A 14,796-nucleotide genomic window follows, 5' to 3' on the forward strand; every position below is an offset into this window, starting at 1 on the left:
CGCCCGCGCAGGGGCCGTCCCAATGCTTCGTTGATTTACCCGATCTTCCGCTGAATCAAGGCACGGCCGCCATGGCACGGGGGAGCTTGATGGAACGGGGCGCGTCACGATGGGCCTGGCTGGGTGCCTGCGCACTGCTTGCCTGTGCGGGCCCGGCGCGGGCTGATGGATGCAAGCTGGCCAAATACGGCACCCTGCCGGTGGAAGTGATCGGCGAGCGGGCCACCACGCAGATCAAGATCAACGGCGTCGCCACGCGCTTCATACTCGACACGGGTGCCGAGTACAACTTCATGTCGCGCGCCAATGCCGATGAGCTGGGACTGCGGCGCGTCCCCGCGCCGTTCGATCTCCGCATGAACGGTATCGGTGGCGCCGCCAACGCCGAGGTCGCCAGGATAAAGGACTTCGGCATACTCGGTACGGATCTTCACGGCGTCGATTTCGTGGTTGGCGGGTCGGACGCGGGGGAAGGCTTTCTGGGTGCCAACCTGCTCGATTTTGCGGACCTTGAAATCGATCTGGCGCAGGGCAAATTGACGCTGTTCAAGCCGGATGGCTGCGGCAAGGCGGCACTGGCTTACTGGTCCACGGGCCGCCATTACAACGTCGTCGATTTGCGCCCTGCCTACAACCAGAACGACAGACGCAGTTTTGTCGACGTGACGATCAACGGCAAGACGGTGCACGCCTTGCTGGACACGGGCGCCACGACCACCTTGCTCACCCGGCGCGCGGCCGAACGCGTGGGCATTGATCTCGACGGGCCGGAAGTGAAGGCGGGCAACCGCGTTCGTGGTGTCGGCGCCAGCACCTACCAAACCTGGATCGTGCCGGTCGACACGTTCTCGGTAGGCACCGAGACGATCCAGCACAGCCAGATGCTGGTGATGGACGGCAGTATCGGCGGCGGCTCGACCGACATGCTGCTGGGTATCGATTTCATGCTGGCCCATCACATGTATGTCGCCAACAGCCAGGGGAAGATTTATTTCACGTACAACGGCGGCCGTGTGTTTTCGCTGGATACCGCGTCGATCGGAGCCAATGAACCAGCCGGCACCGGGACGAGCGGCGCCGGTGACGAACCCAGGACGGCGGCCGACTACGCGTTGCGTGGCCAGGCGCGCCTGGCGCGCGGTGAACTGGCGAATGCGCATGCCGATCTGGATGCAGCCATCCGGATGGATCCGAACAGCCCGGATGACTATTTGATACGTGCCCGCATCCTGGTTGCCGAAAAGCATCCCGCTGCGGCGCTGGGTGATCTGGACAGGGTGCTGAGTCTCGATCCGAAAAATCTCGACGCCCTGCTCCTGCGCGCCCGATTGCGGCACGGGAAAAAGGACGAGGCGGGAGTCGAGGCGGACATCGCCGCGGCGCGCCAGCTCGCGCCGGCGGGCTCGATGCAGTCCTATTCTGTCGCCTCTCTCTACATCGCCATCGACCAGCCAGTCAATGCACTGCCTTTGCTGGACGACTGGATTCATGCGCACCCTTCCGACGCTTTGCTTGGCAACGCGCTGAACGAACGCTGCTGGGCGCGTGCGTTGGCCAACCAGTCGTTGGACGACGCCCTGCGCGATTGCCGCAAGGCGATCAAGCGCGATGGTGACCGCGCGGCTTATCTGGACAGCCTTGGCCTGGTGTATCTGCGGATGGGCAACGATGCCGAAGCGATCAAGGCGTATCAGCAGGCCCTTGTGCAGTCGCCACACGCCGCATGGTCGCATTACGGCCTGGGTCTGGCCGAATGGCGCAGCGGCCAGACCGACGCCGGCAGAGCCGAGCTGGCAATCGCGCGCTCGCTCGACAAGAAGATCGACGCGCGTGGCGCCAGGCTCGGCCTGGTTGCGCCAGCCGCGTCGCCGGACGACAAGGTGCATGGCGCGCAGCCTTCCAGGTAGCGTTTGCGCCGTGCCGGGATCGAACGGCCTTTCCCGGTCATCCGGCTGGACCGGCGCCATGTGTGTCCTTGATGGGCACGGACGGCACGCTGCCGCGCCGGCGTCCAAATGACGCAGCCCGGTCTTCGTTGCTGTGGTGAGCCGGTTGCCGTCGCGGCCGGTACAATCAACCGTTGCCGCCCACGTCGTGCGGTTGCAGCCAGCCCATCCAGATGCCGAACACGACCATGCCGATCAGCAGCAGCGACAGCGCGATGCGACGGGTCAGCGCCCAGGCCATGCGCTTGTCGTCGTCCTTGTCGGTCATCATGTAGTACAGCGCCTGGCCGAGGCTGAAGATCACCACCAGCAGCAACACCACCACCGCGTATTTGTAGATGGGGCCCACGTGATTGATCCGGTCGATTTTGTTGCAGGCAGTATAGCGACCGGGGGCTGCGCGCCGTGCTAGGTGGATTTCGCCGCCCGCCGTGGTGGGCGATCCTGCTGACTGCCGCCGCGGCCGTGCTTTTCGTGCGCCTGGGCTTCTGGCAGTTGCATCGCGCCGACTACAAGGACGAGCTGCTGCGACGCTATGCCGCGGCGGCGGTGGCGCCGCCACAGGACTTTGCCGCAGTGGCCGACCGGCCGCCGCCGGACGCCTATCCGCGGGTACAGGTGCAGGGCCGCTACCTGGCCGATCGCATCTATCTGCTGGACAACCCGAAGCACGACGACCGTGGCGGCGTGGAAGTCTACGTGCCGCTGCGCGTGCCGGGCGGCGACCACCTGCTGCTGGCGGACCTGGGCTTCCTGCCCGGCAACGGCACCGACCAGGCGCCGCAATTGCCGCCGCTGCCGGAAGGCGTGCAGAGCCTGCACGGACTCTACGTGCCGCCGCCGGGACACGGTTTCGAGATGGGCGGCGACGCGCTGGCGCGGCAGACGCACTGGCCGAAGAAGACGATCTATTTCGACATGGGACAGATCGCCGCCGACCTCGGCGCGAAGCTGTATCCGCGCGTGCTGGGCCTGGACGCCGACCCGGCCTCGATCTACGTGCGCGTGCACACGCTGGATTTCGGCGACATGCCGCCGGCGCGGCATCGCGCCTATGCGTTCCAGTGGTTCTCCTTCGCCATCGCCGTGGTGGTGATCCTCCTGGTGCTGAACCGCAAGCGCGGTTCGCGCAAATCCCGACCGACGGACTCCCGATGAATGCCACCGATCCCGCTGCGCTCCGCAAGGGCCGCCTGAAGCTGTTGCTGGTCGCCTCGATCTTCGCCGCGCCGTTCGTGCTGGCGCTGGTGCTCACGCTGGCCGGCTGGCAGCCTGGCGCGAAGGGCAACGGCCGGCCGATCCTGCCGCAGCGCAACTTCGCGCAGGAGCAGCTGCCGGTGCGCCTCGCCGATGGCAAAGACTGGGCATGGCGTGACAGCGAGCCGCGCCTGACCCTGGTGGCGTTGCCCGGGCCGGGCTGCGCCGCGCGCTGCTATGCCGCGCTGACCGAGATGGCCAAGGCGCGCGTGATGCTCAACCGCAACCAGTCGCGGCTGCGCCTGCTGTACGTGGGCGCGCCGCCTGCCGATCCGCAGCTGCGCGAAGGCATGGCGAACTATTGGCAGCTCGGTGAGGACGTGGGCGGCAAGCTGGTGCCGTGGCGGGCGCAGCAGCCTGACAGCGTCAGCGCACTGCTGGTGGAATCCAATGGCACTGCGCTGGCGAGTTATCCTGCCGGTTTCGATCCCTCCGGCCTGCTCCGGGATCTGCAGAAGGTCGTCAAGTAATGTCGTCGCGTGTCGTGAAAATCCTGCGCTGGCTGTCGCTGCTGGCGGCCGTGTTCGCGTTCGGGCTGGTGATGTTCGGCGCCTTCGTGCGCCTGTCCAATGCCGGCCTGTCCTGCCCGGACTGGCCCACCTGCTACGGCGAGGCGACCTGGCCGCAGCATGCGCAGGCAGTGGCCAAGGCCGATGCGGCCTTTCCCGACCGTCCCTACGAGGCACACAAGGCCTGGCGCGAGCAGGTGCATCGCATGCTGGCCGGTACGCTGGGCATGCTGGTGCTGGCGTTGGCTTTTGCCGCCGCATGGCGGCGACGCTGGGCGCTGCTGTCGCTGGTCGCCAGTGCGGTGCTCGCCGCGGTGGGCGTGGCGATGTACATGCGCGGCGAACACCACTGGTCGTCGCTGCTGGCGGTGTGTGCGATCGCGTTGCCGCTGGCTGCGGCGCTGGCGCTGCAGCGCCCCGCGGCATGGCGGGTCTGTCTGGTTGCGCTGGGCGTGATCATCTTCCAGGCGATGCTCGGCATGTGGACGGTGACCCTGCTGCTGAAGCCCATCGTGGTGACCGGGCACCTGCTGGGCGGCATGACCACGTTCGCGCTGCTGGGCTATGCGGCGGTGCGCTTCGCCGGCGTGGGCGCGGCGGACGATGCACTGGCGGGGCTGCGCCGGCTGGTGGTCCTCGGCATCGTGCTGCTGGCCTGCCAGATCGCGCTGGGCGGCTGGACCTCGTCGAACTACGCGGCGCTGGCCTGCGGTTTCGGCGATGCGGCGTTCCCGAAGTGCCTCGGCCAGTGGTGGCCGCCGGGCGACTATCACCAGGGCTTCATCCTGTGGCGCGGCATCGGCGTGGATTTCGAGGGCGGCATCCTCGACCAGAGCGCGCGCACCGCGATCCAGATGGTGCACCGGATCGGCGCCCTGGTGGTGTTCTGCTATCTCGGCTGGCTGTCGCATCGCCTGGCGCGGCGCGGCCTGCGCTGGTGCGGCATCGCGGTAGCGACCGCGATGGTCTGTCAGGTGCTGCTGGGCATCAGCAACGTGCACTTCGGCCTGCCGCTGCCGGTGGCGACCGCGCACAACGGCATGGCGGCGCTGCTGCTGTTCACCCTGGTGGCGACGCTGGCGCGTACCCAGCGCAGACAAGTCGACGGGCCGTGAGGCCCGTCGGACGGCTGCAGCCGTCCCGGCATGAGAACATGGTGACAGCGAATACGGGGGTGGCTATGGGCAAGGACACGAGGATCTTCGCAGTACTGACCGGCTTGTCGTCGCTCTCCGCCGCATGGAGCGGAGCGGCGAACGCCCAGGAACGGCCGCTGGCGGGGCGGGATCCCGGAAGAGTGGAAATGCGGCAGCAGGTACAGAATGAAAACCGCACTTCGTTCGAAACGAAGGCCGTCGAGTCGCTGCGGCACGCGCGGAAGCAACCCTTGATGACCCCGCAGGAATCGACGGAGGCTTTTCTGGCGCTGGATCGCAACCGCGATGGCTTCTTGAGCCGTTCCGAATTGCCGTCGGTGATGGTTATCCTGCGCTCGCAGTTCGACAAGTACGACACGGACCACGATCATCGCCTGACGTATTCGGAATTCGCCAACTACACCGATGTCGTGCCGGACGAGCGTGGTTCTGCTGCTCGTGACAGGCACGAATGAAGACTGCATCCATTGCCGAGTGTCGCCGTGCCTTCTGCTTTCTCTGAATACCTGCAGCTGACCAAGCCGCGCGTGGTGGCGCTGCTGGTGTTCTGCGCCGTGATCGGCATGTTCCTCGCCGTGCCCGGCATTCCGCCGTGGCGGGCGCTGCTGTTCGGCACGCTGGGTATCTGGCTGGCCTCGGGTTCGGCGGCGGCGTTCAACCACCTGATCGACGAGCGCATCGACAAGCTGATGGTGCGCACCGCGCGCCGTCCGCTGGCCACCGGGCACCTGAAGCCGCGCCAGGTGCTGGTGTTCGCGATCGCGATGGGCGTCATTTCGATGCTGGTGCTGGCGCTGCTGGTGAATGGCCTCACCGCCTGGCTCACCTTCGCGGGGCTGATCGGCTACGCATTGGTGTACACGGCCTACCTCAAGCGGGCCACGCCGCAGAACATCGTGATCGGCGGCCTCGCCGGCGCGATCCCGCCGGTGCTGGGCTGGACCGCGGTGACCGGTGCGCTGCATCCGTTCGCGCTGCAGCTGTGCCTGATCATCTTCGTATGGACGCCACCGCACTTCTGGGCGCTGGCGATCTTCCGCCGCGAGGACTACGCGCGCGCCGGCGTGCCGATGCTGCCGGTGACCCACGGCGTGGCCTACACGCGCTGGCAGGTGCTGTTCTACACGGTGCTGCTGGTGCTGGTGACCCTGCTGCCCGCGATCACCGGCTACAGCGGCTTGCTCTACCTGGGCGGTGCGGTGGTGCTGGGCGCGGGCTTCCTGTACTACGCGATCCGCCTGCTGAATCCGCCGGACGATTTCTTCGCGATGCGCGTGTTCAAGTACTCGGTGATCTACCTGATGGCGCTGTTCGCCTTCCTGCTGGCCGACCACTGGCTGGCCGCGCCGCTGGCGGACCACGCGCTGGCCTGGCACCGGACGGCTTGAGCCATTGACCGCTCAGTCGCGGGTGGCGATGCCCGCGTCGTTGAGCAGGCGCTCCAGCGGCGCCAGCAGGTCGCCGTATTTCTCCCAGCGCCGGATCGCGCCGCGATGGATCGGCTCGCGCACCTGGATGGTACTGGCGGTGGCCACGGCCGACGGATTGCGTTCGAAATGCAGGCAGGCCTCGTGCCACGGCAACCCGCAGAAGTCGAGCAGGCGGCGCGTGCTCGCTTCCTGTTCGGCCACCACCGTCTCGTAGTCGATCTCCAGGATCCGCCCCGGCAGGATCCGGCGCCAGTGCGCCATCATGCGCTCGAACTGGATGTAGAAGCGGCCGATATCGAGCAGGTCGAACGAGTAGCCGTGGAACGCCGAGTTCTCCTGGAACAGCTCGCGGAAGTTGCTCAGGCAGGTGTCCATCGGGTTGCGGCGCAGGCAGATGATCTTCGCCTCGGGCAGCGCGTGGGCGATGAAACCGGCATGCAGGAAATTGTGCGGCAGCTTGTCGACGAAGCGCGGCTTGTTGGCCGTCTGCGGCCGGGTGCCGTCGACGTAACGCAGGCCGAGCAGTTCGAGGTCGATGTGCCGGGCGCCTTCGATGACGGCAGGGCTGAGCGGAGGAGCTTGCCTGGCTTCCGACAATTGCTTCACGGCCCACGGGAAATTCAGCAGCTCGCCGGCGGAATGGACCTGCGGGTGGCTGGATATGATCCGCTCCACCAGGGTGGTGCCCGAACGAGGCATGCCGACGATGAAGATCGGTTCGTCGCTGCCATAGCCTTGCGCCTGCGGACGCGACTCCGGGAAGGCGCGGATGACCGCGTCGACCAGCGCGCTGTCCTGTGCGCTGTCGTAGCGGCGATGCTGGCGGCGGGCCGCCTTGCCGCGGGTGAAATGCGTGAACGCGTCGCCGAAATCGCCCAGATCCTCGGCTTCCTTGCCCAGCGCCATGTGCAGGTGCATCTGCGCCTCGTCGTTCGCCGCGTGCTCGTGCAGCAGCGCCTGCAGCTGCGCGACATGGTTGCGCGCGGAGGTCTGCCGGCGCAGCCGCGAGCGCAGGCCGTAGGCGGGCCAGAAGTCGGGCTGCAGCGCGAGGCAGCTGTCGAAGGACTCCTCGGCCTGGTCGATCCGGCCGGTGAAAGCCAGCGTGACGGCGAGGTTGAAGTGGCACAACGCATGCTGCGGCGCCATCGCCACGGCATGCCGGAATGCGGCGCTGGCCCGTTCGTGCACGTTGCAGTCCATGTAGACCATGCCGAGCGTGAGCGGGGTCTCCGCAGCGGCCGGTGGTCGGGCGGAAGCGATGCAGGCCACCTGCAGGGCCTCGCCGAGACGCCTGGCCCGCGCCAGGGCATGGGCGAGATGTGCGAGGTACTCGGCGTTCTTCGAATCGAGCGATGCAGCCTTGCGCAGATGATCCAGTGCGCGGCCCAGTTGATTGAGTTCCAGCAGCGCCCGCCCGGTCAGGTGTTGCGCCGCTGGGTGATCCGGCAACAGCCGTAACGCCTGTTCAGCCAGCATGCCGGCCTTGGCTGGCTCGTGGTCGCCGAGGGCCGCGGCGGCCTGCGACACGAGGGTTTCGACTTGTGCGAGGGTGTGCGGAGCGGGGTTCATGACTGGTTCGCCGGATATCGCCATGCCGTGTGCCTGGACGGCGCCACTGTGGTCCGCAATGGTGCCCGTTTTCCATGCGCTGTCGATAGTGATCCCGCAGCAGCGGAGAGCCCCGGCCGGCATGCCAACCCGCCGCCTTCGCGCAAATCGGTGCGGTTTGCCGGGTCACTGCGGGATCAGAACGGATTGACACTTTCGCATTGCAGCACCACAATGCGCGGGCCGTACGGCACGCACGTGCCGCACGGCATCCTGTCCTGACTAACCAAGGCATATGGACGTTTACCCTAGTCGCAACGTCGACATCCGCTTGCATCGGGTGCCGGCAATGCATCACAAGCTGAACGCCTGCGGCAGCCGCCAGCGGTCGGCCGGTCCTTTCCTAGACTAGGAAACGCCGGCTCATCTCCGACGGCGCCGCGCGCCGTAACCGAGGAGATGGGCCCATGAAGCTCCTTCGCGATTTTCTCCGTCTGCGGACTCCCCGCCGCAGCCTGTTCGCCGCACGCCGCGACGCGCGGCGGCGTGTCTATGTCGTGACCGTACCGGCACCACTGGTCGCCCCGTCCGTCGATCTGCAGCGCCAGGCCGAGGCGCGCGTTGTCGTGCCGTTGTCCTCGCCGCGTCATCTGCAACTGGCATCCAGTCACTGATGCACGTGTGCGTGCCCTGCAGGTGCTGGCCTCCGCCAGTGCGGCGGAGGCGTGGTTTGTGTCCGGCGGTCCACGCGGCCGCTGCCAGTCTCACAGCGGATGTTCCGCCAAGGTAGTCGGCAGGCGCCGACACGCTGCCGCGGCGCGGATCTTCACGAACAACGGTAGCGACCCATGAGCAAGTCCCTCTCCCGCTCGACCGTCAAGGCTGCAGCGCCCGTCCCGGCGCAGGTGCTCGCGGCGCAGGAAGCGTTCCGCGACAACGATGCCTTGCTGGCCGCGCTCGAGACTTCCGTTCGCGGCCTGGACGAGGGGCACATCACCGAGCGCCTGCATCGCGACGGCGCCAATGAGGTCTCGCACGAGAAGCCGCCGCACTGGTCGCTGCAACTGCTGCGCGCGTTCAAGAATCCGTTCATCGTGGTGCTGCTGGTGCTGGCTGGCGTGCAGCTGTTCGCCGACGACAGCGACCTCACCGGGCCGATCATCATCGCGGCGATGGTGGGCATCAGCGTGGTGCTGACCTTCACCCAGGAGTACCGCTCCTCGCGTGCGGCCGAGAAGCTGAAGGCGATGGTACGCAACACCGCCACGGTGACGCGGCAGGCCTCGGACGGCCACAGCGAGCAGATCGAGGTGCCGGTGGGCGAGCTGGTGGTCGGCGACATCGTGCACCTGGGCGCGGGCGACATGGTGCCCGCCGACCTGCGCCTGCTCTCGGCGAAGGATCTGTTCATCAGCCAGGCGATCCTCACCGGCGAGTCGCTGCCGGTGGAGAAGGTGGCGCCGGTGCATGCGCACGACGAGACGGCATCGGGCAATCCGCTGGATCTGCCCACGGTCTGCTACATGGGCACCAACGTGATCTCCGGCACCGCCACCGCGGTGGTGGTGGCCACCGGTACGCGCAGCTACCTGGGTTCGCTGGCGCACAGCATGAGCGGCCAGCGCGTGCAGACCAGTTTCGACCGCGGCGTGAACTCGGTGAGCTGGCTGCTGATCCGTTTCATGGCGGTGATGGTGCCGGTGGTGCTGGGCATCCAGTGGTACAAGCAGGGCTTCTGGGAGGCGTTCCTGTTCGCGCTGTCGGTGGCGGTGGGCCTCACGCCGGAAATGCTGCCGCTGATCGTCACCGCGAACCTCGCCAAGGGCGCGATCGCGATGTCGAAGCGCAAGGTGGTGGTGAAGCGGCTCAACGCGATCCAGAACTTCGGCGCGATGGACGTGCTGTGCACCGACAAGACCGGCACCCTGACGCTGGACAAGATCGTGCTGGAGCGCCACCTCGACCTCGACGGCGAGGAGTCCGACGAGGCGCTGGAGTACGGCTATCTCAACAGTCGCTTCCAGACCGGTCTGAAGAACTTGATGGACAAGGCGGTGCTGACGCATCGCGACCTGGAGCCGACCGCGGCACGCTACCGGGTGGTCGACGAGATCCCGTTCGACTTCCAGCGCCGGCGCATGTCGGTGGTGGTCACCGACGGCGGCAGCGAGCACCTGCTGATCTGCAAGGGCGCGGTGGAAGAGATGCTGTCGATCTGTGCCCACGCCCAGGTCGGCGGTGCGGTCGAGCCGATGACCGACGAGCGCCGCCGCGAGATCAAGGCGATGACGCACCGGCTCAACGAGGACGGTTTGCGCGTGCTGGTGGTGGCGGTGCGCCGCGAACCGGCGGCCGAACGCGCCTGGAGTGTGGCCGACGAGAGCGGGCTCACCGCGGTGGGCTGCCTCGCCTTCCTCGACCCGCCGAAGGACTCGGCCGCCACCGCGATCGCCGCGCTGCATGCGCACGGCGTCGAGGTGAAGGTGATCACCGGCGACAACGAGGCGGTGACGCGCAAGATCTGCCGCGAAGTGGGGCTGGACGTGACCCACTCGGTGCAGGGCCGCGACATCGAGCCGCTGGACGAGGATGCGCTGGATGTACTGGTGAAGCGCACCACGGTGTTCGCCAAGATGTCGCCGCTGGAAAAGGCGCGCGTGGTGAAGTCGCTGCAGCGCCAGGGCCACACCGTGGGCTTCCTCGGCGACGGCATCAACGACGCGCCGGCGCTGCACGATGCCGACGTGGGCATCTCGGTGGATACCGCCACCGACATCGCCAAGGAGTCGGCCGACATCATCCTGCTGGAAAAGAACCTGATGGTGCTGGAGGAGGGCGTGCTGGAAGGCCGCATCACCTTCGGCAACATCATCAAGTACATCAAGATGACCGCCAGCTCGAACTTCGGCAACGTGCTGAGCATGCTGATCGCGAGCGTGTTCCTGCCGTTCGTGCCGCTGCTGCCGCTGCAGATCCTGGTGCTGAACCTGCTCTACGACATCTCGCAGCTGTCGATCCCGTTCGACCGCATGGACGAGGAGTACCTGCGTGTTCCGCGCAAGTGGGACGCCAGCGACATCGGCCGCTTCATGCTGCTGGTGGGGCCGTCGAGTTCGGTGTTCGACATCACCACCTTCGCGCTGCTGTGGTTCGTGTTCGGCGCGAACGGGCCGGCGCACCAGTCGCTGTTCCAGTCCGGCTGGTTCATCGAGAGCCTGCTCACCCAGACCCTGGTGGTGCACATGATACGCACGCGCCGCATCCCGTTCCTGCAGAGCAGTGCGGCCGCGCCGGTGCTGGGGCTGACCACGGCGATCATCGCGATCGGCATGCTGATTCCGTATACCGGCCTGGGCCACAAGCTCGGCATGCTGGAAATGCCGCCCGTGTACTACGCATGGCTGGCGGCCACCGTGCTGGCCTATTGCGCACTGACCCAGCTGGTGAAGGTGGTCTACATTCGCCGCTACGGGCGCTGGCTGTAGCAGGCATCCTTATCGTCCGCTGTGGCGCGTGCCTCGCTTGACTGCCTCTCCCTGTGGGGGAGAGGGGGGTGCGGAGTGCGTGCGGCAAGCGTCTGACCGGATCCGGAGTACAACATGAAAGGAACCCTGGTCCTGCTGGACATCGCAGGCTACGTGGCCCTGCTCCTGTGGGGTACGCACATGGTCACGAGCGGCGTGCTGCGCGGCTACGGCAGCACGCTGCGCCGCTGGCTGGGCCGCTACCTCAGCCATCGCTCCGCCGCGTTCTGCTTCGGTCTGGGCATGACCGCGCTGCTGCAGAGCAGTACCGCCACCGGCATGATGGCGACCTCGTTCGCGGCGAACGGCTTCCTCGGCCTGGCGCCGGGGCTGGTGGTGATGCTGGGCGCGAACGTGGGCACCACCCTGGTGGTGCAGCTGCTGTCGTTCGACATCGCGCTGGTGGCGCCGGTGCTGGTGCTGGCCGGTTTCGTGGTGTACCGGCGCAGCGACGATGCGCGCTACGAGAACCTGGGCCGCTGCGCGATCGGCCTGGGCCTGATGCTGCTGGCGCTGCAGATGCTGGTGGTGTCGATGGCGCCGGTGGAGGACACCGCGCTGCTGCGCACCGCGCTGCACAGCCTCGCCAGCGAGCCGGTGCTGGCCTTGCTGGTGGCGGCGCTACTGACCTGGGCCTGCCACTCCAGCGTGGCGGTGGTGCTGCTGATCGCCTCGCTGGCCACCGCACACGTGGTCGACGCGCAGGGTGCGCTGGCGCTGGTGCTGGGCGCGAACCTGGGGGGCACCCTGCCGGCGTTGTTCGACGCCGGCACGCCGGTGGCGCGCCGCCTGCCGCTGGGCAACCTGCTGGTGCGCGCGTTCGGCTGCGTGGTCTGCCTGCCCCTGCTGCACCCGCTGGCCGGGCTGCTGGCGCACCTGGGCGACTCGCCGGCGCGCATGGCGGTGAACTTCCACACCGCGTTCAACCTCGCGCTGGCGCTGGTATTCATCCTGCCGGTACAGCGGCTGGCGCAGCTGCTGGTGCGCCTGCTGCCCGAGCCGCCGCAGCCGGCCGATGCCGGCGTGCCGCAATACCTGGACGAGGGTGCGCTGGACGCCGCCAACGTGGCGCTGGCGAATGCCGCGCGCGAGGCCATGCGCATGGCCGACATGGTCGAGAACATGCTCAAGGGCCTGGTCGAGGTGTTCGGCAAGGACGATCGCGTGCGCGCCGCCGCGATCGGCCGGATGGACGCGATCCTCGACCGCCTCGGCGTGGCGATCCGCGAATACCTCGCCGAGCTGGGCAACGAGTCGCTGAACGACGAGGACGGCGAGCGCAGCCAGGAGATCCTCGGCTTCGTGATCAACATCGAGCACGTCGGCGACATCACCGCGAACAACCTGATGGAGTTCGCGGCCAAGAAGGCCGAGCGCGGCCAGGATTTCAGCGCCGACGACATCCAGGACCTGGCGCGCATGCACGCGCAGGTGATGGAGAGCCTGCAACTGGCCTGGGCGGTATTCCTGCGCAGCGACCGGCGCGCGGCGCAGCAGCTGGTGGCGCGCAAGGAAGTGCTGTGGCGGCTGGAGAACGAGATCTCCGAGCGGCACATCCGCGCATTGCGCGAGCGCCGCGACGATGGCGGGGCGGGCGACGTCTACCTGCGCATCCTGCGCGACCTGAAGCGCATCCACTCGCACCTGGCCGCGCTGGCCTACCCGGTGCTGGAGCGCGCCGGCCTGCTGCAGGACCGGCTGCGTGCGCCCGCGCAGGCCAGCACAGGCGACGGCACGGGCTGAGCGCTCAGCCCGCGGGGTGCACGTCCAGCGTCATCGCATGGAAGTCCATCGTCACCACGCTGTGCGCGAACAGCGGATTGCCCACGGTGGCCTCGAACAGGCCGTCGGGCTGGTGCACCGGGTTCTTGCCGTGCCCCGCGTAGTAGACCGTGGCGCCGGGGCCCAGCAGGCGGTGGCCGTCGAAGCCCAGGCTGCGAGCCGTCGAGGCCAGCATCTCGACGCCGCTGTCGGTGAATTCGAACAGTCTGGGCGTGCCCTGCTTGTGCAGGCCGAGCCCGGCGAGCGCGGCGTCGTAGACCACCATGGTGCCGGTGTACATGGTGTCGATCTGGGCATGGATCGGATGGCCGTCCACGTCGAAGGGCCCGCCCACCACGATGGGCGGGCCGTCATGCCCGAAGTGGATCAGCTGCAGCGTGCCGGCGGCATGCCCGGCCGGATCGCTGGCGACGACGGGCGCCGAGATCCGCAGCAGATGATGCGGATAATCGATCTGCAGGACGCGATCCTTGAGCGCGGTATAGGCCAGCGTGCCGTCGGCCGGCAGGCGGGCGGGACCGAAACTCGCGGGGCCGACCACGGCGAAGTGGACCGTGAGCGGCGTCTTGCCCAGCATGAGCACATGCCGCCCGCCATCCTCGAAACCCGGGACGCGCTTGCCGTTGCTCAACACCGGCTTGGGCTGCCATCCCATCGCCCTGGCGGTGCCGGTCAGCATCTCCGAATCGACATCGCCGGTGTCCAGCGCCAGCGTGCGCGGCCGGCCACCGTCGACGCTGGCCTGGAAGCAGATCATGCCGTCGCAATCGTGGAAGGGCACCGTGGCGGCAAAATGTGGCGATCCGTTGGCGGCCCGGGCCGGTATGGCCGGCAGCAGGGCGACGAGGGAGGCAAGGGAGGCAACGGCAAGCAGAACCTTTCCGGACATGGGCGGAACTCCTGCGTGGGGGCGCAGGCAGTTCAGCGCGTCGACCATGCGGGTACCAGTGCGGGAAGTCACCGGCCTGGATGTGCCCGCGATGACGAGGCTCTCAGTCGTCCTGGCTGATGCGCTGGCGGCGGTAGCGCCACCACAGCCACGCCATGCACAGCAGCGCCAGGCCGGCCAGCATCCACATGCTGTTCTGGCCGCGGCGCATCCACTTCATCAGCCACACGTGGTTGTCGGCGCCGAAATAGCCCAAGTACACCCACACCGGCACGCTGATCAGCGCGGCGATGGCGTCGATCAGCAGGAAGCGCAGCAGTGACACCCGCCGCGTGGCACCGGCGGAGAGGTAGATGGTGGTGCGCATGCCGGGCAGGAAGCGGGCGACGAACAGCACGCGGTTGCCGTAGCGCGCAAACTTGTGCTGCACCACCTCGAAGCGCTCCGGCGGAAGCGCGCGCGCGATCCAGCGCCATTTCAGCATGGCCTCGCCGTAACGGCGGCCGAGCAGGAACACGGTGGCGTCGCCCAGCAGCACGCCGACCATGCACATTGCGAACATCACGTGCACGTTGGCGTAGCCCAGCCCGGCGATCACGCCGCCGGCGACCAGGGTGACGTCTTCCGGCAGCGGCAGGCCGAGGCCGCAGATCGTCAGCGCGATCCACACCGCGACGTAGCCGTTCTCGGCGAAGATCGTGATCAGTCGTTCAAGCAGATCCATCAGCGTCCCTGCGGGGCGTGCAGCATGCGT

13 protein-coding genes are annotated in these 14,796 nt (G+C 67.6%); 9 read left to right on the forward strand and 4 right to left on the reverse strand.

Annotated elements, in window-relative coordinates; translation table 11 throughout:
- Positions 1-89: 89 nt before the first annotated feature.
- Positions 90-1,907, forward strand: coding sequence for an aspartyl protease family protein (locus tag ABQJ54_RS09275; RefSeq protein WP_367854010.1), 1,818 nt, complete (start codon positions 90-92; stop codon positions 1,905-1,907).
- Positions 1,908-2,073: 166 nt separating this feature from the next.
- Here ABQJ54_RS09275 and ABQJ54_RS09280 read toward each other — a convergent pair whose 3' ends face one another.
- Entirely contained in the window at positions 2,074-2,295 is a 222-nt protein-coding gene (locus tag ABQJ54_RS09280) for a twin transmembrane helix small protein (RefSeq protein WP_367854011.1), read from the reverse strand.
- 56 nt (positions 2,296-2,351) lie between these two features.
- Between ABQJ54_RS09280 and ABQJ54_RS09285 the strand changes: the two genes are divergently transcribed.
- The 5 genes from ABQJ54_RS09285 to cyoE all read left to right on the forward strand — a co-directional run bounded on the left by ABQJ54_RS09285 (position 2,352) and on the right by cyoE (position 6,257).
- Positions 2,352-3,104 (forward strand): SURF1 family protein, encoded by a 753-nt coding sequence (locus ABQJ54_RS09285; protein WP_367854012.1) that lies wholly within the window; start codon positions 2,352-2,354, stop codon positions 3,102-3,104.
- A complete protein-coding gene (locus tag ABQJ54_RS09290) occupies positions 3,101-3,673 on the forward strand; it encodes a redox-active disulfide-containing membrane protein (RefSeq protein ID WP_367854013.1) in 573 nt (190 codons plus the stop codon). Before ABQJ54_RS09285 ends, ABQJ54_RS09290 begins: the two co-directional genes overlap by 4 nt.
- Positions 3,673-4,827, forward strand: a complete 1,155-nt coding sequence (locus ABQJ54_RS09295; protein ID WP_367854014.1) for a COX15/CtaA family protein — start codon at positions 3,673-3,675, stop codon at positions 4,825-4,827. Before ABQJ54_RS09290 ends, ABQJ54_RS09295 begins: the two co-directional genes overlap by 1 nt.
- A 65-nt stretch (positions 4,828-4,892) precedes the next feature.
- Positions 4,893-5,324 carry an EF-hand domain-containing protein gene (locus tag ABQJ54_RS09300; RefSeq protein WP_367854015.1) on the forward strand — a complete coding sequence of 144 codons (432 nt, stop codon included), beginning with the start codon at positions 4,893-4,895 and terminating at the stop codon, positions 5,322-5,324.
- A 27-nt stretch (positions 5,325-5,351) separates the two neighbouring features.
- Positions 5,352-6,257 carry a heme o synthase gene (cyoE, locus tag ABQJ54_RS09305; RefSeq protein ID WP_367854016.1) on the forward strand — a complete coding sequence of 302 codons (906 nt, stop codon included), beginning with the start codon at positions 5,352-5,354 and terminating at the stop codon, positions 6,255-6,257.
- 12 nt (positions 6,258-6,269) lie between these two features.
- Here the strand turns inward: cyoE and ABQJ54_RS09310 are convergent, their stop codons facing one another.
- Positions 6,270-7,868, reverse strand: coding sequence for a tetratricopeptide repeat-containing sulfotransferase family protein (locus ABQJ54_RS09310; RefSeq protein WP_367854017.1), 1,599 nt, complete (start codon positions 7,866-7,868; stop codon positions 6,270-6,272).
- Between the two features lie 446 nt (positions 7,869-8,314).
- Here ABQJ54_RS09310 and ABQJ54_RS09315 point away from each other — a divergent pair, with 446 nt between their 5' ends.
- The 3 genes from ABQJ54_RS09315 (at position 8,315) to ABQJ54_RS09325 (ending at position 13,114) form a co-directional block, all read left to right on the forward strand.
- The gene (locus ABQJ54_RS09315) at positions 8,315-8,521 is read left to right on the forward strand and encodes a hypothetical protein (protein ID WP_367854018.1); all 207 of its coding nucleotides are present in this window, start codon (positions 8,315-8,317) and stop codon (positions 8,519-8,521) included.
- A 174-nt stretch (positions 8,522-8,695) separates the two neighbouring features.
- Complete coding sequence (mgtA, locus tag ABQJ54_RS09320; RefSeq protein ID WP_367854019.1) at positions 8,696-11,332, forward strand: magnesium-translocating P-type ATPase; 2,637 nt, start codon at positions 8,696-8,698, stop codon at positions 11,330-11,332.
- Between the two features lie 114 nt (positions 11,333-11,446).
- Complete coding sequence (locus tag ABQJ54_RS09325; RefSeq protein WP_367854020.1) at positions 11,447-13,114, forward strand: Na/Pi cotransporter family protein; 1,668 nt, start codon at positions 11,447-11,449, stop codon at positions 13,112-13,114.
- Positions 13,115-13,118: 4 nt separating this feature from the next.
- Here ABQJ54_RS09325 and ABQJ54_RS09330 read toward each other — a convergent pair whose 3' ends face one another.
- Both ABQJ54_RS09330 and ABQJ54_RS09335 read right to left on the reverse strand, forming a co-directional pair.
- Positions 13,119-14,042, reverse strand: a complete 924-nt coding sequence (locus ABQJ54_RS09330) for a hypothetical protein (RefSeq protein WP_367854021.1) — start codon at positions 14,040-14,042, stop codon at positions 13,119-13,121.
- A 103-nt stretch (positions 14,043-14,145) separates the two neighbouring features.
- A complete protein-coding gene (locus ABQJ54_RS09335; RefSeq protein ID WP_367854022.1) occupies positions 14,146-14,766 on the reverse strand; it encodes a DedA family protein in 621 nt (206 codons plus the stop codon).
- Positions 14,767-14,796 lie beyond the last annotated feature (30 nt).

This window comes from Rhodanobacter lycopersici, assembly GCF_040812335.1.
GTDB classification, from domain to species: Bacteria; Pseudomonadota; Gammaproteobacteria; order Xanthomonadales; family Rhodanobacteraceae; genus Rhodanobacter_A; species Rhodanobacter_A lycopersici.

Coding starts and splice junctions, on each gene's coding strand:
- ABQJ54_RS09275 (WP_367854010.1), top strand. CDS start 90: ATGGAACGGGGCGCGTCACGATGGGCCTGGCTGGGTGCCTGCGCACTG.
- ABQJ54_RS09290 (WP_367854013.1), top strand. CDS start 3,101: ATGAATGCCACCGATCCCGCTGCGCTCCGCAAGGGCCGCCTGAAGCTG.
- ABQJ54_RS09295 (WP_367854014.1), top strand. CDS start 3,673: ATGTCGTCGCGTGTCGTGAAAATCCTGCGCTGGCTGTCGCTGCTGGCG.
- ABQJ54_RS09300 (WP_367854015.1), top strand. CDS start 4,893: ATGGGCAAGGACACGAGGATCTTCGCAGTACTGACCGGCTTGTCGTCG.
- ABQJ54_RS09310 (WP_367854017.1), bottom strand. CDS start 7,868: ATGAACCCCGCTCCGCACACCCTCGCACAAGTCGAAACCCTCGTGTCG.
- ABQJ54_RS09315 (WP_367854018.1), top strand. CDS start 8,315: ATGAAGCTCCTTCGCGATTTTCTCCGTCTGCGGACTCCCCGCCGCAGC.
- mgtA (WP_367854019.1), top strand. CDS start 8,696: ATGAGCAAGTCCCTCTCCCGCTCGACCGTCAAGGCTGCAGCGCCCGTC.
- ABQJ54_RS09325 (WP_367854020.1), top strand. CDS start 11,447: ATGAAAGGAACCCTGGTCCTGCTGGACATCGCAGGCTACGTGGCCCTG.
- ABQJ54_RS09330 (WP_367854021.1), bottom strand. CDS start 14,042: ATGTCCGGAAAGGTTCTGCTTGCCGTTGCCTCCCTTGCCTCCCTCGTC.
- ABQJ54_RS09335 (WP_367854022.1), bottom strand. CDS start 14,766: ATGGATCTGCTTGAACGACTGATCACGATCTTCGCCGAGAACGGCTAC.